Origin of the sequence: Pseudomonas sp. S9, assembly GCF_000222125.1 — a bacterium.
In the GTDB taxonomy this organism is placed as follows: domain Bacteria; phylum Pseudomonadota; class Gammaproteobacteria; order Pseudomonadales; family Pseudomonadaceae; genus Aquipseudomonas; species Aquipseudomonas segetis.
The window spans coordinates 14374-38271 of the sequence record NZ_AFFX01000009.1 but is presented as its reverse complement, the minus strand read 5'-3'; the positions used below and the strand labels follow the sequence as shown (position 1 = coordinate 38271).

The 23898-nt window shown below is 55.1% G+C and carries 23 protein-coding genes; 5 read left to right on the top strand and 18 right to left on the bottom strand.

The features are described from left to right. The first annotated feature begins 180 nt into the window (after positions 1-180). A complete protein-coding gene (moaA, locus tag PSES9_RS0116405; protein ID WP_010488749.1) occupies positions 181-1176 on the top strand; it encodes a GTP 3',8-cyclase MoaA in 996 nt (331 codons plus the stop codon). Between the two features lie 62 nt (positions 1177-1238). After that, positions 1239-2060, top strand: coding sequence for a transporter substrate-binding domain-containing protein (locus tag PSES9_RS0116400; RefSeq protein WP_010488747.1), 822 nt, complete (start codon positions 1239-1241; stop codon positions 2058-2060). Between the two features lie 44 nt (positions 2061-2104). Here PSES9_RS0116400 and PSES9_RS0116395 read toward each other — a convergent pair whose 3' ends face one another. The 12 genes from PSES9_RS0116395 to puuE all read right to left on the bottom strand — a co-directional run bounded on the left by PSES9_RS0116395 (position 2105) and on the right by puuE (position 14974). Next, positions 2105-3454: an NCS1 family transporter gene (locus PSES9_RS0116395; protein WP_010488745.1), complete on the bottom strand. Its 1350-nt coding sequence runs from the start codon at positions 3452-3454 to the stop codon at positions 2105-2107. Between the two features lie 46 nt (positions 3455-3500). Continuing rightward, on the bottom strand, positions 3501-4235 hold the full coding sequence (locus tag PSES9_RS0116390) for an aspartate/glutamate racemase family protein (protein WP_010488743.1): 735 nt from the start codon (positions 4233-4235) through the stop codon (positions 3501-3503). Between the two features lie 85 nt (positions 4236-4320). Next, a complete protein-coding gene (locus PSES9_RS0116385; RefSeq protein ID WP_010488741.1) occupies positions 4321-5790 on the bottom strand; it encodes an NCS1 family nucleobase:cation symporter-1 in 1470 nt (489 codons plus the stop codon). 286 nt (positions 5791-6076) lie between these two features. Next, positions 6077-7036: an HlyD family secretion protein gene (locus PSES9_RS0116380; protein ID WP_010488740.1), complete on the bottom strand. Its 960-nt coding sequence runs from the start codon at positions 7034-7036 to the stop codon at positions 6077-6079. Between the two features lie 2 nt (positions 7037-7038). Further along, the gene (locus PSES9_RS0116375) at positions 7039-7416 is read right to left on the bottom strand and encodes a DUF3302 domain-containing protein (protein WP_010488738.1); all 378 of its coding nucleotides are present in this window, start codon (positions 7414-7416) and stop codon (positions 7039-7041) included. A gap of 256 nt (positions 7417-7672) precedes the next feature. Next, positions 7673-8533 carry an outer membrane protein OmpK gene (locus tag PSES9_RS0116370; protein WP_010488736.1) on the bottom strand — a complete coding sequence of 287 codons (861 nt, stop codon included), beginning with the start codon at positions 8531-8533 and terminating at the stop codon, positions 7673-7675. A gap of 432 nt (positions 8534-8965) precedes the next feature. Then, a complete protein-coding gene (locus tag PSES9_RS0116365) occupies positions 8966-10321 on the bottom strand; it encodes a nucleobase:cation symporter-2 family protein (protein ID WP_010488734.1) in 1356 nt (451 codons plus the stop codon). 154 nt (positions 10322-10475) lie between these two features. Further along, complete coding sequence (locus tag PSES9_RS0116360) at positions 10476-11798, bottom strand: urate hydroxylase PuuD (protein ID WP_010488732.1); 1323 nt, start codon at positions 11796-11798, stop codon at positions 10476-10478. Positions 11799-11847: 49 nt separating this feature from the next. After that, positions 11848-12351 (bottom strand): ureidoglycolate lyase, encoded by a 504-nt coding sequence (locus PSES9_RS0116355; protein ID WP_010488730.1) that lies wholly within the window; start codon positions 12349-12351, stop codon positions 11848-11850. A gap of 113 nt (positions 12352-12464) precedes the next feature. Beyond that, positions 12465-13460: an allantoicase gene (gene alc, locus PSES9_RS0116350; RefSeq protein ID WP_010488728.1), complete on the bottom strand. Its 996-nt coding sequence runs from the start codon at positions 13458-13460 to the stop codon at positions 12465-12467. 69 nt (positions 13461-13529) lie between these two features. Further along, positions 13530-14045 carry a 2-oxo-4-hydroxy-4-carboxy-5-ureidoimidazoline decarboxylase gene (uraD, locus tag PSES9_RS0116345; protein WP_010488726.1) on the bottom strand — a complete coding sequence of 172 codons (516 nt, stop codon included), beginning with the start codon at positions 14043-14045 and terminating at the stop codon, positions 13530-13532. Next, positions 14045-14974: an allantoinase PuuE gene (puuE, locus tag PSES9_RS0116340; protein WP_010488724.1), complete on the bottom strand. Its 930-nt coding sequence runs from the start codon at positions 14972-14974 to the stop codon at positions 14045-14047. The genes uraD and puuE overlap by 1 nt, the downstream gene beginning before the upstream one ends. Positions 14975-15386: 412 nt before the next feature. On the opposite strand from puuE, the gene uraH reads away from it, so the two are divergent. Together uraH and PSES9_RS0116330 are read left to right on the top strand one after the other, a co-directional pair. Continuing rightward, complete coding sequence (gene uraH / locus PSES9_RS0116335; protein ID WP_010488723.1) at positions 15387-15740, top strand: hydroxyisourate hydrolase; 354 nt, start codon at positions 15387-15389, stop codon at positions 15738-15740. Positions 15741-16050: 310 nt separating this feature from the next. After that, the gene (locus tag PSES9_RS0116330; protein WP_029529601.1) at positions 16051-17664 is read left to right on the top strand and encodes an ABC-F family ATP-binding cassette domain-containing protein; all 1614 of its coding nucleotides are present in this window, start codon (positions 16051-16053) and stop codon (positions 17662-17664) included. 29 nt (positions 17665-17693) lie between these two features. Here the strand turns inward: PSES9_RS0116330 and PSES9_RS0116325 are convergent, their stop codons facing one another. Together PSES9_RS0116325 and PSES9_RS0116320 are read right to left on the bottom strand one after the other, a co-directional pair. Further along, positions 17694-18320, bottom strand: a complete 627-nt coding sequence (locus PSES9_RS0116325) for a LysE family translocator (protein WP_010488721.1) — start codon at positions 18318-18320, stop codon at positions 17694-17696. Positions 18321-18432: 112 nt separating this feature from the next. Beyond that, positions 18433-19782, bottom strand: coding sequence for an NCS2 family permease (locus PSES9_RS0116320; RefSeq protein ID WP_010488720.1), 1350 nt, complete (start codon positions 19780-19782; stop codon positions 18433-18435). Between the two features lie 669 nt (positions 19783-20451). Between PSES9_RS0116320 and PSES9_RS0116315 the strand changes: the two genes are divergently transcribed. Then, positions 20452-21219: a GntR family transcriptional regulator gene (locus tag PSES9_RS0116315; RefSeq protein WP_010488719.1), complete on the top strand. Its 768-nt coding sequence runs from the start codon at positions 20452-20454 to the stop codon at positions 21217-21219. A 60-nt stretch (positions 21220-21279) separates the two neighbouring features. On the opposite strand, the gene folE is transcribed toward PSES9_RS0116315, so the two are convergent. The 4 genes from folE to PSES9_RS0116295 all read right to left on the bottom strand — a co-directional run bounded on the left by folE (position 21280) and on the right by PSES9_RS0116295 (position 23658). After that, positions 21280-21828 (bottom strand): GTP cyclohydrolase I FolE, encoded by a 549-nt coding sequence (folE, locus tag PSES9_RS0116310; RefSeq protein ID WP_010488718.1) that lies wholly within the window; start codon positions 21826-21828, stop codon positions 21280-21282. Positions 21829-21975: 147 nt separating this feature from the next. Next, on the bottom strand, positions 21976-22536 hold the full coding sequence (locus PSES9_RS0116305; protein WP_010488717.1) for a Smr/MutS family protein: 561 nt from the start codon (positions 22534-22536) through the stop codon (positions 21976-21978). A gap of 99 nt (positions 22537-22635) precedes the next feature. Then, positions 22636-22956 carry a hypothetical protein gene (locus tag PSES9_RS0116300; protein WP_010488716.1) on the bottom strand — a complete coding sequence of 107 codons (321 nt, stop codon included), beginning with the start codon at positions 22954-22956 and terminating at the stop codon, positions 22636-22638. Positions 22957-23058: 102 nt separating this feature from the next. Continuing rightward, positions 23059-23658 carry a cysteine hydrolase family protein gene (locus PSES9_RS0116295; RefSeq protein WP_010488715.1) on the bottom strand — a complete coding sequence of 200 codons (600 nt, stop codon included), beginning with the start codon at positions 23656-23658 and terminating at the stop codon, positions 23059-23061. Positions 23659-23898 lie beyond the last annotated feature (240 nt).

Here is a 23898-nt window from a genome sequence, read left to right as displayed (position 1 = left end):
CCCGGCCTCGGGCGGCGGTCGGGCATGTTAGCACCGGCGTTGCGACTGGCTCAAGTTGGCTGGTCTAATTGGAATATTCTGACTTTAAAGTCAGGTAATTCTGTACAATGCCCGTCTTATCTGCTTGTATCGTTCGCCTATCTTTAGCGTGTTTCGCTTCAGGGATTTTGGAGGCTTGCTGTGCAAAACGCCCAATTGGTCGATCCCTTTGGTCGGCGCATCACTTATTTGCGGCTGTCGGTTACCGACCGTTGCGATTTTCGCTGCACCTATTGCATGAGCGAAGACATGGTGTTTGCGCCGCGTTCGCAGATCCTTAGCCTCGAAGAACTCTATTCGGTTGCGGATGCCTTTATTGGCCTGGGCGTCAAGCGCATCCGCATCACCGGCGGCGAACCACTGGTGCGCAAGAACCTGCTGGGCCTGCTACAGCGCCTGGGCCAGCGACCGGAGCTTGAGGACCTGGCAATTACCACCAACGGCTCGCAATTGGCCGAACTTGCGCCGCAGTTGCATGCGGCCGGGGTCAATCGGCTTAACGTCAGCCTTGACTCGTTAAGGCCGGATCGCTTCGCCGAGTTCACCCGGCGCGATCGGCTCGAGCAAGTGATTGCCGGGATTGATGTCGCACGCGCGCAAGGCTTCCACAAGATCAAACTCAACTGCGTGGTACAGACCGGCCGCAATGATGATGAGGTGGTTGAACTTGTGGAGTTCGCGGTCGCTCGTGGCCTGGATATCAGTTTTATCGAAGAGATGCCGTTGGGCGCTATCACCAGCCATCAACGCCAGTTGACGTTTTGCTCCAGTGATGAGGTGCGCCAACGTCTGTCATCGCGTTTTGTCCTGAGACGCAGCGCCAAGGTCACGGGCGGGCCGTCGCGCTATTGGCAGGTTGAGGGTAGCCAGACCCAGGTAGGCTTTATTTCCCCGCATAGCCATAACTTTTGTAGTGCATGTAATCGGGTCAGGGTCACTGCCGAAGGCAAGCTGGTGCTGTGCCTGGGTAACGAGGGAGCCCTGGATTTAAAACAGCTTATGCGCAACAACCCCGGCAATAGCCAACTGCTGCGCAATACCTTGCAGGATGCACTCAAGCTAAAGCCTGAGCGGCATCATTTCGCCACTGATGAGCAAGTCCAGGTCGTCAGGTTTATGAGTATGACTGGCGGCTAGTCGTCTCCAGAAAATGCCCTGTGGCACCACCCAAACCAACAACAATAACCAGGAGGGTTGCTGTGAAGCACCGTCACCTCTGCTGCTTGTCGATTTTACTTGTATCTGCCCCTGTTGCCGCGCAGCGCTATGTGGTCGGGGTCGAGGCCCTGTCCTTTGCTCCGCACTACAGCATTGATAAACAGGGCCACTATCAGGGCTTCGCCCGCGAGGTTCTGGACTTGTTCGCCACCAGCAGCGGTATCGAGCTGGAGTATCGTCCATTGCCGGTTAACCAGTTGTTGCCGGCATTGCTGGAAGGACAGGTGGATTTCAAATACCCAGACAGCGATCTCTGGGCCCAGGCGTACAAAGCAGGCAAGACCTTGAGCTACAGCCAGCCAGTGGTTGATTACGTTGATGGTGTATTGGTCGCGCCCGCACGGGTTGGACAGCCGTTGACGGCGTTAAAGCGCTTGTCGATTGTCGAGGGTTGGACGCCTTGGGCCTATGAGCAGCAAGTCGAAAACAAGCAGGTTAGCCTCAGCTACAGCGCCGACTTGCGCAAAATGATCCAGCAAGCCCTGAAGAAGGACACTGACGGTGCCTATTTCAATGTGGTGGTGGCCACGCATTACCTGGACACTATTCGTGCACGGCCTGGGGCTTTGGTGTTTGACCCAAAGCTGCCCCATACACGGGGCAGCTTTGAGCTTTCCAGCATCAAATATCCTGAGTTGATTCAGCGCTTCGATCGCTTTTTGATCGAGCACAGCGCTGAAGTGGCTGCCCTGAAAGACAAATACCAGGTCGAGGCCAACCTAGACTCTGAATTCATGGGCATGGAGCAATGGAAGGTCGATTTCCTCAAGCGCCAAAAAGCCAAGGCAGCTGCGGGCGGATAAGTCACTTCGGCCTGCGCAACCTCGGGTTCTGCAGGCCTTGTTTTCTATTGGCGAAAGCGTGCACATATAGACCAATGACGCATCAACAGGTAATAGCTTAAACCTGCTGGAATCAGGCTGGCATACCAGGACACCGATGAAAGGCTTAGTGCTACAACGGCACCAAGCAGTGAGGCGATGATGGCTGCGAAGTTAACACCGCGATATGGACCTTGTTCGTCGTATAGTTTGGCGATATCGAGGGTGCGTCGGCGCAGGATGAAGTAATCAACCACTAGTACTGCAAAGATGGGGCCGAGGAATGCAGAGTAAGTCTGCACGAATATTTGCAGGCCAGCAGATGATTCGTCCTTGACCAATTCCCATGGGAAGGTACAGAACGCCAGTAAACCGACCAGCACTGTGGCTGTACGAAAGCGCAGCTTGAACACGTCCATCAGAATGTAGGTTGGTGGTACCACATTATTCAAAACGTTGGTGGTCACCTGGGCAAAGGCGATAAACAGCAGGGTAGCGACCAGTAGCGGGGTGTTGTCAACGGCGCTGGAAAACACCTGTATGGGGTCGGAAACACCGGTAGCGCCTGAGACCATCAAGCCAATCAAGCCCATAAACAGTGTGCATGGCAGGATCGACATGGCGTAGATGACGGTCAGCAAGCCTGGGCCAGTGCCTTGTTTGAGTTCGCGCGAGTAATCGCTGACGTTGAGCATCATAGTGCTGTATATGCCCAGAAAAAGCATTGTCGCACCCCAAAATGGTAGCCCCCAGGTGCCTTCGATATTGACCAGATTGGTGGTGATTTCGGCACCGTAGCGGTTGATCACGCTGTAGAACATATAGATCAGCGATAGCAGGATGAAGCCACTGCCAATATTTTCCAACCATTTGATGCCTTGGAAACCATACATCGACAGGCCAATTTGCAAAAACTGGAAAACTACAAAGAACAGCACCAGGTTGTCGAAACCGAACAGTGTCGAGGACACCGCATTCAAGGCGCCTGCACCAATCCAGCTCTGAAATCCGTACCAGACAATCGCTGGCACTGCCCTAACCAAACCCGGAAAGCGTGTGCCACTGAAGCCAAATGCACTGCGCGCCTGCACCATGAATGGAATACCGTACTTGTAGCCGGCCGCGCCATTAAATGCCAGGGCCACACCAATAACCAGGCAGCCAATGCCAATGGCCACGCATGCCTGCAGTAAGTTAAGGGTGCCGACAATGCTCGAACCCATGGCAAATGTTCCGATTGATACACAGCCACCAAACCAGGCGAGGAGGTAGGAGATCCTGCCCATGATTCGCTGTTGTTGAGGCGCTAGGGACTCTTCGCCAGGTGCCTTGGTCGCCGTGACTTGCCCTTGAGCCGCAGTGCTTAGACTGTCCATTGTCATTCCTTATTGTTAGATGTACTGACGTTAGGCGTGGTCGATTCTATTTAGCGCTGAAATCGCTAAACTGCCCCGTAAATGCTTTTGCCCGAGGAAAGTCGAGGTCACCGAATTTGCTTGTGCCCAGGCCAAGGCTGACCAGTGTTTCGGCAAGCTTGACTGAGGCAGTTACCCCTTCAACTACTGGTAACCCCACCGCGTCGCTGATTTGCCCTGTCAGGTCGGCCATGCCGCCACAGCCAAGAACGATGCTGCCTATGTTGTCTTCCTTCTTGGCGCGCAGGCACTCGTTGATGATCAACTCAAGCGCACGAGCGCCATCGTCTTCTAGATCCAGCACTGGGATCTCCGCAGCGCGCACGCGACGACAATGATGAGCAAACCCATAGGACTGTAGAAGGTGCTCGGCAATAATGCCGGTACGCCCCAGCGTGGTGACGACCGAAAAACGGGTGCTGATCATCGTCGCCAGGTGGAATGCCGCTTCGGCAATACCAATAACAGGCGCTCGGGTCAGTTCGCGGGCGGCAAGCAGGCCTGGGTCACCAAAGCAGGCGATGATGTAGGCATCAGTGGCGTCACGTTCACCCGCCATGACCTGTTCAATAACGCCGACAGCGCTGATTGCCTCATCAAAATGGCTTTCAATTGAAACAGGCCCACTGGCAGGGGTGCAGGCGATGATCTGCGTGTCGGGCGCGGCAATTCGTTTTGCAGCTTCGCCGATTTTGTCGGTCATGCTGGCAGTAGTGTTGGGGTTAATTACACGTATTTTCATAGTCGCCAGGTCCTTGGTAGAGCGCGGGTCAATACCCTATGCAGTCGTTATCGCCCGGCCTTGGCTGAGCGACGGTGCTTGAAGGTCAATTGCTTGGTTCAGTCGTTGCAGTGCGAATACTGGCGCCATGGCCACGCATCAACAGGTAATGAAACGCTGCGCCGAGCAGGGCGCCGAACAGCCATGAGTAGCCATTGAAAATTTGCAGGCTTGGTACCCAGACAGTGGCGATGGAGAAGATGGAGGCAACGCCAAAGGCGAGCATCGCCTTACGATTCCAGCCACCATCGTAGTAATAGCTTGCACCTTCCTCTGCGCTGAACAGATCTTGCAAATTGAGCCTTTGCTTGCTGATCAGGTAATAGTCGGCAACAAGAATGCCGTAGAGCGGGGCGAGGACTGCGCCCAGGGTATCAACGAAACCGGCAATACCGACCTGGCTGATAAACGAGACCCACAAGGCGCCAATAAAAAACGCAATGGCGGCAGTGATGAAACCACCGGTGCGGGCACTGATGCGGTCAGGTGCCAGGTTGGCGATGTCGTAGGCGGGTGGAATAAAGTTGGCGACCAGGTTGATGCCAACCGTGGCGGCAAAGAAGGTGACAGCAGCGATGATTGTCAGGGTCAGGTTATCGACGCGGGCGATAATGTCGGTCGGATTGGTCAGTGTTTCACCAAAGACCACGACGGTACCGGCTGTGATCACCAGGGCGATCATCGAGAAAATTGCCAGGCTCACCGGCAAGCCAAGGAAGTTGCCCAGGGTCATTTGCTTTTCGGTTTTGACGAAGCGGGCAAAGTCGCCGTAGTTGATAACCACAGCGGCAAAATAAGCCACCATGGTGCCAACGACTGCGGCGAATGCAGCAACCGGTCCGGCTTTGTAGTCACCGGTGCCGCGGAAAATAGTGCTCAGCTCGCTCAGCAGCGATGGGCCGGCTTTGTACCAGATCATGATCATCAAGGCGATCATGACCGCATAGACCAGTGGTCCGGCCCAGTTGAGGAATTTGGTGATCCAGTCGATGCCGCGGATAAACAACGCTACCTGAAAGATGCATACAATCACGTACGACAGCCAACCCAATGCTGTCATGCCCAGGAAAGTGCTCTCGTTACCCGTGGCAAATAATGAGTTAAGCAGCAGCGCTACAGCGGTTGAGGCGAAGTAGGTCTGCACTCCATACCAGAAAATGGCGACGATACCGCGCACCACTGCGGGGAAGTTTGCACCACGAACACCCATGCTGGCACGGGCCATTACCGGAAAGGGAATACCGTACTTGACGCTGGGCTTGCCCGTGAGTTGTACCAGCAACATCACGATAAAACCGGCAAGAACGATGCCTGACAATACGGCCCAGCCACTCAGTCCGTATGAGATAAACAAGGTTGCCGCAAGGGTATAGCCAAACAGGCTCTGGATGTCATTGGACCAGACATTGAATATTTCAAAGCTGCCCCATGTTCGCTTGTGGTGTTCCAGCGGGGCCAGGTCTTCGTTGTAGAGGCTAGGTTCGATGTTTTTTATTTTTAGATTTTCATCGGGCATTTGAACGTCCTTTATGCTTCGGTCGATGACTTGAGGTAGTTGGCCTGTATGAGCATGAACTGTGCCGCTTTGTCCGTTAACGCGTGGTGTAAGTCTGCCGTTGTACACATTAATGGATACTAGAGGCAACAAAACATGAAAAATTACGTACAAAAACTATATTTTTTGCACACTAATCAGGTCCGGTCAGCTGACATGACTTGGGCGGATGTTAGGGTTTGCAGCACCAAGGCTGTGCGGCGCGCAAAAAAAACGCCCCGATTGGGGCGTTTTTCGAGGGCGAGTTTTAATGGAACGGGAAGATGTAGTTGAGCCAGGATGCCATGCGCAGCAGTATCTTGCGCATTATCGCCAGATCCTCAAGGTGCTTGCTGTAGATGGCCGCCTGCGCATATGCGCCACCCGGCATGCGGTCGCGGTACTGATCAAACTTGGGATCGGTAATCTCGATAAATACCGGGACCCGGCCTGGTGGTGGTGCATTGGAATAACGGATCATATCGCCGCTTGGACGGACCTGGCCTTCGCCAATCACCTTGTAGATAGCGCTGACCTTGCCGGAAAAGACCTGTCCCGGAATGCCGTCAAAGGCAATTTCGGCGTCATCACCGACTTCCAGGCGTAGCTGGCTGTTCTGGCGCATCCAGGCGGTGTAGTAACGCTGCTCGTCCGGGATAAAAATCATCGACGGCGATATTGGGAAGCGTGCGGCACGCACTCCCGGGCGCAGCGAGACCTGCGTGACAAAGCCATCCGCTGGTGCACGAACCGTGGTGTGGTCGAGGTTGTACTGGGCTGCCACAATCTGCGCGTTGAGGTCTTCGACACTGGCTCTGGCCAGGTCGAGATTCCGGCGGTTGCCTACATTGCGCTTAACCAGTTCAGCCGCACGATTCTGGTCGGCCCTGGCGGAAACGAGTTGGGCTTTCAGCGAGTCAAGCTTGGCTTGGAAGGGGGTCGAGTCGATGCGGAACAGCACATCGCCCTTTTTCAGCGGTTGATTCGGTTTTACCGGTACCTCGGCAACTATGCCGCTAACTGCCGGGTTTATCGGGGTAGAGACAAAGTACGAGCGTGTGGCCTCGGAGTAGGGGTGGTTGTAGTTCATGGCAAAGATCAGCGAGCCAAGTAGCAATATGCCGCCTAGTACCGCTGTTGGAATCGTCCACTTATTGAGCGGTATCTTGAACACCTTGAAAACTGCAATGCAGAATGCGGCATAGGTCAGGACCATTAATGTTTCCATGATCAGCGCTCCTCGCTCTGATGAGTCGAAGAGGGCTGTTCAGGGGCTGGCACTGAAGTTGTCGTCGCTTCAAGTGCACTTAGGCGCTGCTGTAAATCCGCGACCTGGGCTTCTAGGTGTTCGATATGGTTCTTGGGCGACTGGCCATCAGATAGGCCCCAACCACGGTCTTCGCGATAGAGCATGGCCCAGATCCACAAGAATGGCCAAAGCGCATGCAAGGTGAACAGGCTGACCCAGCCCGTGGCGTGAATGGCGTCTTGATGGGGGTGGTTGCGACTAACTGCAATCTCGTAGGGGATATCATGCAGCGCGATAATGCCGTAGAACAGCACCACGCCCACAAAAAGAATCAGGCCCAAGGCGACATAGTCAAGCATTTTGCGTCCCTGTAATTGAGTGGTTATTAGGTTGAACTCTCTGCAGCATAACCCTTGGGCAAGCGTCTTGACGGGCGTGCATACCAAGAGTGGCAAGGCGTCTGTCGGCACCAAGTCTGCATCCAAAAGCAGCACTTTTTATTATGCCATCACACGGCATCAAGAATAGGCCAGACAAGCGCCTGTCGTTTGGTTTTACCCATAAAAAAGGCAACTACGCTGTTGCGTAATTGCCTTTTGGTCGAGCATTGGGTTTTTAGAAGTAGTATTTCACCAAGGCCTGGACAGCTGTCTGGTCGAAGCCATCAGTAGAACCGTCGACCGGCTTGACCCCGTATTTGTTATGCCACATGTTCAACTCGGTACCGATGTATAGCTTGCTTTCCTGATTGAACAGCGCCTTGCCAGCATCCCACTTGATCTGAATCGATGAGCCGACCGAGGTTTGGGTTCCGGCTTCATCGGATGGCGCGCGCCAGTCGACGTAGCCGTCGACCAGGAAACTTTGATCACCGACAGCAAAGGGGTAGGCGCCTGCAACCGTCAGTTGGGTGGTGTAGCCATTGCTATTGCTGTCGGCAAAGAACACCTGCTTGTTGATCTTTACCCGATACAGGTTGGTCTGGAAGAAGGCAAAACCCGGCACATCCCAATCAAAGCCTAAGCCGTACAGGTAGTTCTCGGTGCCGGGACCACCTTCGCCTTTTTCGTAGGTGAATGCGGCTTTCACGTCCTTAAGCGGGCCCGCAGACAGGTCTTGGCCGCTCAGCCAACTCAGGCTGACACGCGGTGAAAACTCCATGTAGTAGAAGGTGTTGTGTTCCTTTTGCTCGAAGGTGTTATTGCTGAAACTGCCACGCGACTGGGTGTTATCGGCATTGACGTAGTCGATAAAATAAAAGACATCGCCCCAGACCCAGCCACTGGCGTGTTCAAAGGTAAAGGTGCTCTGCGAGCGTTGTTCTTCGGCGTTGTAGTTCATGCGCTGGAAATTACTGCCGTAGAGGTAGCTGAGGCTGTTGCTTTGCCATAGCAGCAGGTCATCAGCCAGTGCGTTCTGACCGGCGATCAAACCGGCTGTTAGGGCTAGGCCGTGAGGCAGGTGCTTCAGGTTCATCAAGTTTTCCTTATTGTTTTTGGACTTAATAACGCATTGCTCCCTGCGCCGTGCCGCAGCCCTTGGCAGGATATGTTCGTGACTATTGACCCCAGCGCTGGCTTGGCGAAGACGGTGGCCTCCCATGGCCTGCTGGGCGGTCCCAGGCGCACGCCTTGCAGCACCGTTTGGCTGTAGTCGTGGGCCTGCCAATAGTTCCATGGGTTAGCCATGGTCCCCCGGCGACCTAAAAGCTGTCTATTCGGTCAAGATAAAGGGACTATAACAATATGTTTACAAGCTGAAAAACAATTTATTTAATTATTGTGCACAAAAAATGAACCGCCGGTCACACAGGCTGACACAGCGGCAGATTTTGATTTTTGAGAGCGGAGCAGCTTATTTGCAATTGCAGGGAGTAGAGCCAGGCAGGCGCCCAGCTCTGAAGGAAGGCTAGTGTGCCGTGGCGTGGTGCTTGCCTGATACGCGCTGTGTACCGCCGAGCACATTGAACAGGATATTGAGCGAGACAGCGCTGAGGGTAGCCATTGCGATCCCGCTGTGGGTGATAGAGTCCATCCATTGTGGCAACTGCGCGAATATTTCGGGGCGCACCACTGGAGCCAGGCCCATGCCGATGCTGACCGCGACCAGGAGTTGATTGCGCCGATCCGCTATATCCGCTTCCTGGAGAATCTTGATACCGGTGGCTGCGACCATGCCAAACATGGCCAGGCCTGCGCCGCCGAGCACGGCCGGTGGGATCGAGGCAACCAGATAGGCCGCCTTGGGCAGCAGGCTGAGTATCAGCAGTATCAGTCCGGCAGAAGCGGTGACAAAGCGACTGCGCACACCCGTCATCTGCACGAGGCCTATATTCTGCGCGAACGACGAGTGGGTGAATGTGTTGAAGAATCCGGCAATGAATGATGCGCCTGAATCACAGAGCAAGCCGCGACGCAGCAGTTTCGGTGTAATTTCTACATCCGTGATCTTGCCCAGGGCGATGAACATGCCGGTGGACTCAACGAAGATAATCACCACGACCAGGCACATCGACAAGATTGGCGCCAATTGAAACTCAGGCATGCCAAAGTGCAAGGGTGTCACCACCTGGAACCAGGGGCTTTGTTCCAGTCCGCCAAGGTCAACCATGCCCAGACAGCCGGAGATGATATAGCCCAGGAGCATGCCGATCAGTACCGACACGTTCACCCAGAAACCGCTCATGAAGCGATTGATCAGCAGGATGGAGAGTAAGACCAGGCCTGCAACTGCAAGGTATTGGAGACCGCCAAATTGCGATGCGGCATTGCCTCCGCCAGCCCAGTTGAGCGCCACAGGGAAGAGCGACAGGCCAATCGAAGTAATCACTGTGCCTGTGACCAGGGCAGGAAAGAAATTGACGATGCGCGACATAAAGGGGGCGATCAGCATGCCAAAGAAACCCGCTGCGATCGTGGCACCGAATATGCCGGTAAGGCCAATGCCGGGCGTACCTGCCATGGCCACCATGCTGCCAACGGCTGCGAAACTGGCACCCATCATCACAGGCATGCGAATACCTGCTGGCCCTATGCCCAGTGACTGAACCAAGGTGGCGATGCCAGCAACAAGCAGGTCTGCATTGATCAGAAAAGCAATTTGCTCACGGGGTAAACCCACGGCCTCACCAATGATCAAGGGCACGGCAACCGCGCCACCGTACATCAACAATACGTGTTGTAGGCTTACCAGTATCATTTGCAGCAGGGGCAGGCGTTGATCGACTGCCGCAACAGCAGGCAGTGGTGATTTCAACTGGGACATGCAAACACCTCAGGCACTTTTATTTTTGTAAGTCGCTGATCAGTCATGCGCGTCGAGCGATGGCTGTTAAGTTTTATGCAAGCAAGGTGGGCGCTCGATAACAGGCCCTGGATACAAAAATGCCGCACCCTTGCAGGTGCGGCATTGGTGTTGATTAGTTGATCTGGGCGCCGTCGGCGATCCATTTACCAATCAGGTCACGCTCTTGCTGGGTCATCTGTGTGATGTTGCCCAGTGGCATGGTTTGGGTGGCGACCGCTTGTGCCTGGATACGTGCAGCCATTTGCTGGATCTGGGCCGGTGTATCAAACATCACGCCTGCCGGCGCTGCGCTGAACATCGGGCTGCTCGGTTTGGCTGAGTGGCAAACGGTGCAGCGGGTCTGGATGACACTATCGACCTGCTCGAAACTATCGCTCCCGCTGGCTCCAGTTGTATCAGCGCTGGCCTGAGCGGGTTCGCTAGAAGCCTGCTCGGGTTGGTTGCGTGCATTTTTATCAGCGCCTGGGCCGGGCTTGGCAGTGCCTGGCAGCGGTGCGTATTTGATCGCGGCATGGTTGCTGGCAACAGTGCTGGTCGGCTGCGAAGCCGGACCTGTTACATAGGCCAGGCAGATCATCGCCAGCGCGCCGGCGGGCAGTGCCCAGGCAAACCTGTTGCTGTTGTGGCGAGTGTTGAAGTAATGACGAATCAACACGGCGGCGATCGCAATACCCGCCAGGATCAGCCAGTTGTAGCTGCTGCCGTAGGTGCTCGGGAAGTGGTTGCTGATCATGATGAACAGCACCGGCAGGGTGAAGTAGTTGTTGTGGCGCGACCGCAGCAGGCCTTTGGCAGGCAATGCCGGATCTGGCGTGCTGCCTTCTTCAATGGCTTTAACCAGTGCACGCTGTGCGGGCATGATGGTGCGGAATACGTTACCGACCATGATGGTGCCGATGATTGCGCCGACATGAATATAGGCGCCACGACCGCTGAACACCTGGCTCAGGCCAAATGCCGCACCAACCAGCAGGACAAACAGCACCAGGCCGAGCAGGGCAGGTTTTTTGCCCAGGGCCGAGTCACACAGAATGTCGTAGACGAACCAGCCCGTGATCAGCGAGCCGATCCCGATGGCAATGGCTGCGGCAGGAGTCAGGTCGCTGCCTGGAGCAATCAGGTAAAGCGATGGGTTGAGGTAGTAAACGATCATCAGCAAGGTGACGCCGGACATCCAGGTCCAGTAGGCCTCCCATTTGAACCAATGCAGGTTTTCCGGCATTTTTGGGGGCGCCAGCTTGTATTTTTCCAGATGGTAGATTCCGCCACCGTGAATGGCCCATAAGTCGCCGGAAAGGCCGTCTTTGGGGTTTACGCGGTTAAGGTTGTTTTCCAGCCAGACGAAATAGAAGGATGCGCCGATCCAGGCGATACCGACGATCATATGAACCCAGCGCACGCTCAGGTTCAGCCATTCAATCAAATGTGCTTCCACAGTCTTTACCTCTTTCCCAGTGCCCTGTATCGGGTCCCCTGGGCTTCTCTTATTGGTGGGGGTCGAGGAGCAGTTGGGCATCCTCGGTAAAGAAGTACTCATCACAGTTGTTACCAGAACCACTGCGATCAACCACCAGGAAGTCATCCCGCTTTTCGATCGTAAGCACCGGATGGTGCCAAACGCCGCGATGGTAATTAATGCCCTGTTTTCCGTTACTGCGGAAAGCACGGACAAGCTCTGATTCAGGTGCATCGCCAACTGGCGCGACCACGATCAGAAAGGGGTTGCCGAGCAGCGGTATAAACGCCTGGCTGCCCTGCGGATGGCGTTCCAACATGCGCAGGGTCAGTGGCATCTCTAACGCTTCAGCGCTGAAAATGCTGATGATCGCCTTATCTTCTGGCTGTGCGGTCTCGACTGTGGCCAGTTTGTGATAGCGGCGAGTTGACCCGTTATTGATCATGAAATACTCGCTGCCTTCGGTCTCGATGACATCGCCAAAGGGGGCGAATGCTTCTTTGCTTAAAGGCTCGATGATCAGTTTACGCATGACGGTCATTCTCTTGTCTGGGAGTCGCTGCTGGCTGCGACTCCACATAATTATTATTTAGAGCGGGCAGGGCGTTGCGGCCCCGCCGGTCAAACTATGCTTGTTGCCTGTGCTTACTTGCTCACTTTGCCGAACAGGCGCAGGCGGCTGATGCCACCGTCCGGGAATACATTCACACGCACGTGTGTCAGGGTGCCCAATGCCTTGATCTGTTCTTTGAACTCGTGTTCGGCGTGCATTTGCAGTTTTTGGCTAGGCAGCAGTTCGCGCCAGAACAGGCTCTGGGTTTCGATCTGGCTGTCGGTACCGCCTTTGACGAATGCGCCCTGGATCGAACAGCTATCCGGGTAGTTGCCCTTGAAGTGCAGGGTGTCGACGACAATACGCTCGATTTCACCTGGGGCGCCCAATGCAACGATAACCCAGTCATTACCCGGCGTACGGCGACGGGCGGTTTCCCAGCCATCGCCCATGTTGATGCCGCGGCCTGGGTTGAGGATGTTGCTCATGCGACCAAAGTGTTCATCGGAGCAAGCCAGAGCACGACCGCCATTCAATGCGGCTGCCAGGTCCACTTCTTCGTTATCGCCCACAGCGCTCCAGTCGCGGAACGGAATGCCGTGTACGCGCAGGCGAGCGACACCGCCGTCCGGGTAGATGTTGAAGCGCAGGTGGGTGAATGCCTGTGCATTGTCGATTTCGTGGTAGTGGTGGCTATTGCCTTGAAGCTCGACGGCGCCAAGGACTTCGGTCCACTCGGTATTGTCGGTCGGGTCGCCTTCGGCAACGAAACAGGCCTCAAGCGAAGCTGAAGGTGGGAAGTTACCCGTGAAGAAGCTGGTGTCGATATCAACGCCTTTGATCGAACCCGGGACGCCCAGGCGGATCACGGCGCTGTCATAGCCTTCAAAGCGCTTGCGACGCGACTCCCAGCCGTCCATCCACTTGCCGTTATCATCGAAAACGCCCTCCTTCCATACGGCCGGGGTCGGCTGGAAAAGGCGGTTGACGTCGGCGAACCAGTCATCGGTTACCGAGATAGCCTTGGTTCCCAGGCGGGCGTCGGCGAGGTTGACGTATTTTTCGAAGGGTACGGCATAAGCTTTCATGGATGTCTGCCTTGTATGAGGGCGTAGGAGAATAATCACGTTGCTGTTTGCAGAGTTCTCCGGTCGGAGCTAGAGCTGCTGCAAGCGGAACAGCGCGATCTTGTTGATTTCAGCCAGGGCGCGGGCAAATTCCTGCTCCGGGGAGTTATTCAATCGCTCCTCGAAGGCTGCCAGGATCTGGTGACGGTTACTGCCTTTTACCGCCATGATAAAGATAAAGCCGAACTTGGCCTTGTAGGCGTCGTTAAGCTCAGTAAAGCGGGCAAATTCTTCGGCGGTACAATCCTGGATGCCCGCTCCAGCCTGCTCTGAAGTAGAGGAGGCGGTCAGCTCACCTTGAATTGCGGCTTTACCAGCCAAATCAGGGTGAGCATTTATCAGGTTCAACTGTTGTTCGCGGCTGGCGCTGAGCAATACATCCGCCATGCGCTGCTGCAGGGCGTCAATGTCATCCAGCGTCTCATCGGCGCCGAGGTCATAAGCTTTTTCGGCAACCCAGGGTGAGTGCTCATAAATATCAGCGAAGGCACTGACGAACGCTTCGCGGCTTAGCTGTGAAGGGGTCAGGGTCTGAAAGCGGCTCATTAAGCGTGCTCCTGCTTGAATGGATGAGTGGCATGCCAGTGGCGCGCTATGTCTACGCGGCGGGTGATCCAGACTTTGTCGTGGCTCTTGACGTACTCAATAAAGCGCGCCAGTGCTGCCAGCCGCGCCGGACGACCCAGCAAGCGGCAATGCATGCCGATTGAGAGCATTTTTGGTGCGCCTTCTACGCCTTCTGCATAGAGCACATCGAATGCGTCCTTGAGGTATTCGAAGAAGTCGTCACCCTTGTTGAAGCCCTGCACCTGGGTGAACCGCATGTCATTGGTGTCCAGGGTGTACGGGATGACCAGATGAGGCTTTTGCTCGGTGCTGGCTGGATCCCAGTAGGGCAGGTCATCGTCGTAGGTGTCGGAGTCATAGAGGAAGTTGCCTTCTTCCATGACGATTCGGCGGGTATTAGGGCCTGTACGACCGGTGTACCAGCCATATGGACGTTCGCCCGTGATTTCGGTGAGGATGCGGATGGCTTCGAGCATATGCTCGCGCTCTTGCGCCTCATCCATATATTGATAGTCGATCCAGCGGTAGCCGTGGCTGCAGATCTCGTGGCCTGCTGCGACCATGGCCTTGATCACATCGGGGTGACGCTCTGCAGCCATGGCCACAGCAAAGATGGTCAGAGGGATCTCGTGTTTGGCAAACAGCTTGAGCAGGCGCCATACACCTGCACGGCTGCCGTACTCATACAGCGACTCCATGCTCATGTTGCGCTCGCCTTGCAGCGGTTGAGCCGAAACCATCTCCGATAGAAAAGCTTCAGATTCCTTGTCGCCATGCAGAATGTTGCGCTCGCCGCCTTCCTCGTAATTAAGGACAAAGGACAAGGCGATGCGGGCATCATTCGGCCACTGCGGATGCGGTGGGTTGTTGGCGTAACCGATCAGGTCGCGTGGGTATTCAGCGCTCACTGCAGTCTTCCTTCTCAATGTGTTGCGACCGCTATATGCAGATATCAGGGATGCGGTCGGGTTGTGCAATTGTATACAAAGTGTATCGCATTTTGTAAATCTAAAATTTCACTATTTTTAGTGTTGATTCAAAAGCAAGAAACTTGCCTGATTGGTCAGGTCATGTCGCTGAAAGGTTCTTTGTTTGGGCGAAAGGCCGTTTTTGGAAAAAAATTGCACTGGGCATTGGCTCAGGGTAAAACCCAAAATATTGTGTACAATTTTAGATAAAAGTGTCGCAAATAAATTTTTACATGCTATTCTCAACCCATCACAAGGCGTTGTCGCCTTGCACTACGGCCGATAAACATCAGAAAGGAGGTGCGGTTTTTACCTGTAATCCCTTGCGGATCAGTGTGGGAACCCTAGCCAAATGGGAAGACTGACAACTCACGTACTCGATGCTGCACATGGCTGCCCTGGAAGCGATCTGAAAATTGAATTGTTTCGTGTTGAGGGGGCTCAGCTGGAGCTGCTGACAACCGTGCAAACCAATAGCGATGGTCGCTGTGATGCGCCTGTCCTGCAGGGCGACGATTACCGCACCGGGGTTTATCAACTGCACTTCCATGCAGGCGATTATTACCGTGCGCGGGGCGTCAAGCTGGCTGATCAGGCCTTTCTTGATGTCGTTGTTCTACGTTTTGGTGTCGATGCTGAGCAAGAGCACTATCACGTACCTTTGCTAATTTCGCCCTACAGCTATTCAACCTATCGCGGCAGCTAGCCTGGGTTCGATAGATCACGATTTACCCGAATGCTTGTCACCCTCAGACTCGATAGAAGAGTCCTTGCCCGTACCACACTGCGGGCTTTTTTTTGCCTGAAATCCAGCACTTATCTTGATCATGCGCGGCTTAGGCCAGTCCAGGTCCGGGTCAATGAGATTTTGCGACCGATGATTTATACTGCATGCCTGACTCAAAAGAGGTATTGGTCCGATGCGCCATTGATGCCGCCGTCTGTTTGACGGCCAACTTCCAGCCCGGCTAGGCATATAGCGGGGGAGTTTCTGGCATCCATAAATGGGGGCGCATATGACCCACACCTATCTCACGCTCGACAGCGTTTCTTACACCTTGCCCGATGGGCGAACCATTTTCAGTGATCTCAGTGTGCAACTTGACCTGCGCAAAACGGCCTTGGTTGGCCGCAACGGCGTAGGTAAAAGCCTGCTTGGCAAGATTATCGCCGGGCAACTCGTTGCGACTTCAGGTCGATGTTTTCGGTCGGGGCGAGTGTTTTATCTGGCACAGCAAATATCTACCTCCAAACATACCTGTGTAGCTGAGTTGGTGGGTGTTAAAGGCATTATCGATGCGCTGCAACGCATTGCTGCGGGCAGTGTTGATCCTTGTGACTTTGATGCAGTGGGCGAGCGCTGGAACATACGCCAGCAACTCGAAGCCGAGCTTGGCGCCCAAGGCTTGGGGCATATTGCCATTGACCGGCCTGTTGCCAGCTTGAGTGGCGGGGAAGTCATGCGCATTGCCCTGGTCGGCGCTTATTTGGCGGACGTCGAATTCCTAGTGCTCGATGAGCCGAGCAATCACCTTGATCGCGAAGGTCGCCAGCTATTGATCGAGCAATTACAGGCCTGGCCCAAGGGCTTGCTGGTAATCAGTCATGATCGTGAATTGCTGGCCAGCATGGAACGGGTGGTTGAGTTGTCCTCATTAGGGCTGCGCAGCTATGGCGGAGGCTTTTCCTTCTATCAGCAATGCAAGGCGCAAGAGCATGAGCAGGCCCAAGCGTATCTGGCCAAATGCAAACTCCAGCGCAAACATGCAGTACAGAAACAACGCTGTATTCAAGCGCGAGCCGAACGCCAAAACGCCCGCGCAAGCAGGCAGGCCAGCAGTGCCAACCAGGCGAAGATTCTCCTTGGGCGTGCCAGGCAACGTAGCGAGGTCAGCAATGGCAAGCAGCTTAAACTGCAGGGTGTGCAGCGTGAGCAGTTGTCACAGCAGGTCAAGCAGGCGGCACAACAGGTTGAGCAAGCAGCCGAGATTAGCATGCAGGCACTAGGTGCAGGGCAAGGGCATCAGGCACGACTGGTGGAATTGGAGCGCTTGGAGTTGCCCTTTGTCGCACCGGCTGCACGTACTCTGAGCCTGGTGTTGGATAATACCCAGCGTGTCGCGATCACCGGGCCCAATGGCTGTGGTAAATCGACTTTGCTCAAGGTCATGGCCGGTCTTGTGCAACCCTTGGCTGGAGCATGCAAAATAAGCGGTGCATTTGCCTACCTGGATCAACAGTTGCTCGGCTCCAGTCCTGAAAAATCGGCACTTGAGCAACTACGAGCGGTCAATACCGGGCTTGATCAAAGTGAGTTGCGTACGCGATTGGCTCAATTGGGCCTTGAGGCGGATGCGGTGATGCAGCCGAGCGGATGCCTGAGTGGCGGTGAGCGTCTGAAGGTAGCCCTGGCCTGTGCACTCTATGCCGATGTTCCGGCGCAACTGTTGCTGCTGGATGAACCCAGTAATCACCTGGACCTTGTTTCGCTACAAGCCCTTGAGCAAACGCTTTGCGCGTATCGTGGCGGATTAATGGTGGTGTCGCACGATGAGGTATTTCTGCAGCAGCTGCAATTAACCCACCGCCTGGCGCCGGACTCCGCTGGCTGGACGCTAGCGCCTTGGTAGCGGCTCTATGCAGTCCAGCCAAGCGTCCTTTAGCGGCTCAACAACGAAGCGGTTCCAGCTGCGCCAAACAGGCCGGCACTAATGCGGTTGAACCAGACCTGGCCTTTGCCTGACCTCAGGTAGCGGGCCGCGCCCTGGGCGCTAAGACCATAGAACAGCTTGCAGGCAAGATCGAGTGCTGCCCAGGTGGCAATCATCACCATTAGTTGCTGGGCCAGAGAGTGATCGGTGGAGAGAAATTGGGGCAGAAAAGCGGCGAAGAACAGGATGTCTTTCGGATTGCTCGCGCCCAAGCCAAAGGCTTTCCAGAACATGCTGTTGAAGCTGGGGTTGACGGGCTGTTCATCCGCAGTGACCGGCTTGGCCGCCTGGCGCGAGGCTTGCCAACTCTGCCAGGCGAGATAGAACAGGTACAACGCGCCCACGAGCTTTAGCGCGGAGAACAGTTTTTCCGAAGCCAGCAACAGGGCGCCCAGGCCCAGGGCGGAAGCGCTTAGCAGGCAGATTGAAGCCGACACGCCGCCGATGAATGCGGGTATTGAACGACGCAGGCCATAGTTCAGGCTGTTGCTGACCATCAAAAGCGAAAGGGGGCCGGGGATGAGGATCACAACCAGCGCCGCACTGCTGAACAATAACCAGGTTTCCAGACTCATGTTACTTACTCCAGATGTTGAAAAACCCCGACGCACAAGCGTCGGGGTTTGGAGCCTTGCTCTCGCCAGGGGCTAGCAGCCGTACAGGCTTGGTTGTCCAGCCGCAAAGCGGCTAGAGGAAGGCAAACTTGGCGATAAAGATAATGCAGAGCACATATAAAGACACTGATACTTTGCTACGTTGCCCGGTCAGTATCTTCAAGGTTGCGTAGGTCAAAAAGCCCAGCGCAATGCCGTTGGCGATGGAGAAGGTCAACGGCATCATCACCACAGTGACAATGGCGGGGATAGTGTCTGTCAGGTCTTCCCAGTCGATGTGGGCCATGCCGCTCATCATCAGCATTGCCACGTAGATCAGCGCGCCTGCCGTGGCATACGCAGGGATCATGCCTGCCAGCGGGGCAAAGAACATCGCGCAGAGAAACAGTATGCCAACTGCTATTGCCGTAAGGCCGGTGCGACCACCTGCAGCAACCCCGGAAGCACTTTCGACGTAGCTGGTTACAGGCGGGCAACCCACCATTGCGCCAATGACGCTTGAAGTACTGTCGGCCTTGAGGGCTTTGGACAGGTTCTGGATCTGACCATCGTCATCCACCAGTTTGGCGCGATGGGCAACACCCATCAGCGTGCCGGCGGTGTCGAACATGTTGACGAACAGGAAGGCCAGGATAACGCTGACCATCGAGATATTGAATGCGCCCTTGATGTCCATTGCCAGGAAGGTTGGCGCCAGGCTTGGCGGCATCGAAACCACGCCGCCAAACTCAACCAGGCCCATGCCCCAGCCGATCGCGGTGACTGCAAGCATGCTGACCAAAATGGCACCGAATACATTGCGGTGGCTAAGCACGGCAATCATCAGAAAGCACACGGCAGCAAGCAAGGCATTTGGTTCGCCGAATGAACCCATAGTGATTAATGTGGCCGGACTGTCGACAACAATGCCGGCCGTTTTAAGGCCAATCAAACCGAGGAATAAACCGACCCCGGCGCCCATGGCAAAGCGTAGGCTCATGGGAATGCTATTGAGCAGCCACTCACGGATACGTGAAAGGCTCATGATCATGAAGAGAACGCCGGAAATAAACACCGCGCCCAACGCGGTCTCCCAGCTGTATCCCATCTCGCCTACAACGGTGTAGGTGAAGAACGCATTGAGGCCCATGCCTGGCGCCAGGCCTACGGGCCAGTTGGCATACAGGCCCATAAGGAAACAGCCCAGGGCCGCCCCGATGCAGGTCGCAACGAAGGCCGCGCCGTGATCAACCCCGGCGTCGGCCATGATGTTCGGGTTTACAAAAATGATGTAGGCCATGGTGACAAAGGTTGTCAGGCCAGCAAGCAACTCGGTTTTGACAGTGGTGCGGTGCTCGGTCAGCTTGAAAAAACGATCAAGTAATCCGTTTTTACCAAGCCCAGCGTTTGGCTGAGTGATTTGTTCTGATTTTACGCTTTCCACGCGGGTACTCCTCATTTCTCTTGTTGTGTGCCACCCAGAGCTGGCGCTATGCGCACGTTAACTCTCTGAGGCAGGTGGCAGGTTGAGTGTGCTTGCTGGCTAAGTTGTTGACCGAGCGGTCAGGAAGTCACACACCGCGATTATGCTGTTGTATACAAAAAATGCAAATACTGTTTTTACTTGCTAAGCAGGCTATCAATAGCTGTACCCATACTTTTGATAGCTGCCAATGCTGATCCATGTCTATAAAAGTGATAAAAAACAGAAGGATACTCGGCTGGCTAAACCTGAGGCTCATGTGCAATCAGCCTGTAAACTGGCCTTGGATATAGCAAATTTATTGACTTTTAGGTCAGTAAACTGGCAATGCCGACCATCCTTTGAAGCGGGATCAGTCAGTTTATGGATTTAATGCTCAGCCTGAACCTTGAGGCGATGTGTTAGCTACCGATTGTATCTGTGCAAAAAATGCGGGAATTGGCTGGATTGTGTACAATGAAAGCGTTTTTTTTGTGTTTATCCGTGTGTGCTGCTTGTCAGTAAGCCGGGATTACGCAATAAAGAACCTATTAACAGTGATGAGCGTGGGGGAGCGCCTGGATTGCCTGGTTTTGCAGGCTATGCGCTGATCCCGATTTATATTGCTGAACCTGTCTAACGCGAGCCCAAATGAACGAAAAATTGCAGCCACTCAAAAAGCAGTCCCGCGCACTTAAAAACAGTCGCACCGGGACGCAGGACGATGTCGTTTATGCACATATTTTTGATGCCATACTGGAGCAGCGACTCGCTCCCGGCACCAAGCTGAGTGAAGAGGCTTTGGGTGAGATTTTTGGCGTAAGCCGGACCATCATCCGTCGTGCCTTGTCGCGTTTGGCGCATGAAGGTGTTGTGCTGCTGCGTCCCAACCGTGGCGCGGTAGTGGCTAGCCCAAGCGTTGAGGAAGCCCGGCAGATATTCTATGCCCGGCGAATGGTTGAGCGGGCAATCACCGAGCTGGCAGTGCAATACGCTACGGTCGACCAGCTCAATGAACTGCGCCAGATGGTAGAGGATGAGCAGATCAGCTTCTCGCGCGGTGACCGCGGGGCGGGTATTCGTTTATCCGGTGAGTTTCACCTGAAGTTGGCCGAGGCAGCAAAGAATGCGCCGCTGGTCAGCTTCCAGCGCAGCCTGGTATCCCAGACTTCGCTGATCATTGCCCAATACGAAAGCGGCAGCCGCTCGCACTGTTCCTACGATGAACACAATCAACTGATTGATGCAATCGAAGCGCGTGATGCCGAGCGCGCGGTCAGCCTGATGATGCATCACATGGATCACATCGACAGCAAGCTCAACCTCGACGAAGACAGTGCATCGGATGACTTGCACGCCGTATTCTCGCACCTGCTGCAAACCAAGAAAAAGCCGGGCAAGGCTATTCTCAACAACTGAGCTGGCTTGGCCATCAAAGAGTTTGGTATGCACTCTTTGATGGCTGCTCGTGGCGCAGGATCAGTTGTTGATCAGGCTGAGAAACTCGCTGCGTGTGGCTGCATTCTTGCGGAACTCGCCGAGCATCACAGAGGTGACCATGGAAGAGTTCTGCTTCTCGACACCGCGCATCATCATGCACATGTGCTGGGCCTCAATGACCACGGCGACACCGAGCGCGCCAGTCACTTGCTGAATGGCTTCGGCAATCTGGCGGCTCAGATTCTCCTGGATTTGCAGGCGGCGGGCGTACATATCGACGATCCGCGCGATTTTTGACAACCCCAGTACTTTTCCGCTCGGGATATAGGCTACATGGGCCTTGCCGATAAAGGGCAGCAGGTGGTGCTCGCATAACGAATACAGTTCGATGTTCTTGACCAGTACCATTTCACTGGCATCAGAGCTGAATAGTGCGCCATTGGTGACTTCTTCCAGCGTCTGCTGGTAGCCGCGACAGAGGTACTGCATGGCTTTTGCCGCACGTTTTGGCGTGTCGAGCAGGCCTTCGCGGGACACATCTTCACCAAGTTGGCCAAGAATCTGGGTGTAGTTCTGTTCCAGGGACATTGATCTTCCTGTTGGGACTGACAAATATGCACAGACGCGCAGGGTAGGGTGCGGATTGCCGGCTGGCAAGCGCGGCGTACGCCAAGCTGATACAGATTTTGCGTCAGTAAGGTTTGGCGTTAACTCATCCCGAGGGTTATGCGCTATTCAATCTTCGTCACGCCCGTCCATCATGGTGCGTTTGAGAATGATATAAACCGCGCCTGTGCCGCCATGCTTGGGCTGGCACGAGGTGAAGCCAAGTACTTGTGGATGCTGGCGAAGCCAGGTGTTTACATGGCTTTTGATCATGGGCTTGCGCCCGTCTATTCGTGCGGCCTTGCCATGGGTAACGCGTACGCAGCGTACTTCGAGCTTGCACGCCTCGGCCAGGAACTCCCACAGGGTATCCCGGGCTTTCTCCACGTTCATGCCATGCAGGTCCAGGCTGCCATCGAAGGCAATCTGGCCAAGCTTGAGCTTGCGCATCTGGCTTTCCTGCATGCCGTTGGCTGCCCAATAGAGCGGATCCTCGGCGCCGACGTCAATTACGAACTGGTCTGACAAACCATCAACCTTGATGCTGTTGTCACGCACCGTCGCGTTCTGGCGCAATGTGGCCAGCTTGGTCTTGTCGAGTTTGGGTTTGCCGGTATCGGCGCGATCATGCTTGATCGGCTTCACGCCCTTGAGTTGGGCTTGGAATAAAGAAAAATCATCGTCTTGCATTATGGCCTCCACACTGGCCACTAGTGTAACCAAGGCAGCGCTGTTTCTGCTGCCTTGTTGTATTGAATAATCAAATAATGGCTGCGGGGCGGGGTAGGGTCACTTGCGCTTTTTCATCAGGTGACGCGACATGCTCAAGTCACCAGGGCGGCGTAATCGGCGGCGAAACATGCGCCAGAGCGCAACGCCAAACCAGAGCAGGAGAAGACCTGCGACGACCAATACCGCCGAGCCCGCCGGGGAGTCATTCAGGTTGCCCAGGGCGGACGGCCGGCCGAGCAGTGCTGCGGCTCCTGCCATGGCCAGGAGCACTCCGCCGGCAGCGAACAAGGCGGCAAGTGCCGCGGCGAAGCGCAGGCGCCAGTTGCCCGGCTCGCGGGGGCGCAAGCGGCGGGCATTGAAACCATCGGATTGCTTCATTCCGATTTCCTTTTGGGTATCGGCGTGTGACAGGCTCAGGTTCTAGTGGTTCCTTCGCTGCAAAGCAGTCGTTATTGCGTCTTCGCCATCGGCCTGTATTGGTCAGCTTAGTAGGCTGTCGGCCTGCTCAACCACGGCGGCAAAGTTGTCAGCCAGCGCAATCATTTCAAAACGGTGCATCTCGGCGCCGCTGATGACCTGTCCATCCAGGGTCGGCAGGTCGCGCGTTGCGCATGCGGCGTTGACCATGGTGCAGCGGTAACCGTAGTCCTTGGTGGCACGTACTGTGCTGCTGATGCTGGAGTGGGTCATAAAACCGCAGACAATCAAGTCCAGCCGCCCCAGTGCTTGCAGGCGCTCATGCAGGTCGGTGCCAGAAAATGCGTTAGGCAGGCGTTTCTCAATCACCAGTTCGCCCGGTAGCGGAGCCACCTCGGGGATATGTGCACCGCGCGGGCCGCGTGGGTCCAGCACGCCATCGGGGATGCCTAGATGCTTGACGTGAACAATAGGTGTACCCATGGCTCGCGCGGCGTCGAGCAGCTTGGCGATTTCAGCCACCGCTGGTTCAACCTGCGGCAGTTTCAATACACCGCTGCGGTACTCTTCCTGGGTATCGATAACCAACAGGGTCGCAGTCTTCAAGGTGGCAGGGGCATGGCTACGGCCAGTTAGCTGCAGTAGCGTTTTGGGGTGTGACATTCAAAGGCTCCTTGTTGACTCTGACGACGCTATTCATTGTCTGCCTGTCTGGCGCTGCTGTGAACCCATTACTGCATGCGCGATGCGTTGCAGGTGAAAAGTTCAGCTATCCGCCTAGACTCAGACATTGGAAATATCGAGCAGTTTAGGGCTCGCGCTGGGGGTTACTACATCGGCGTTAAACAGGCTGAAGGATTTATGTGGGGGTGGATAATGGCAGTAAGCCATCCTAAAAAGCCA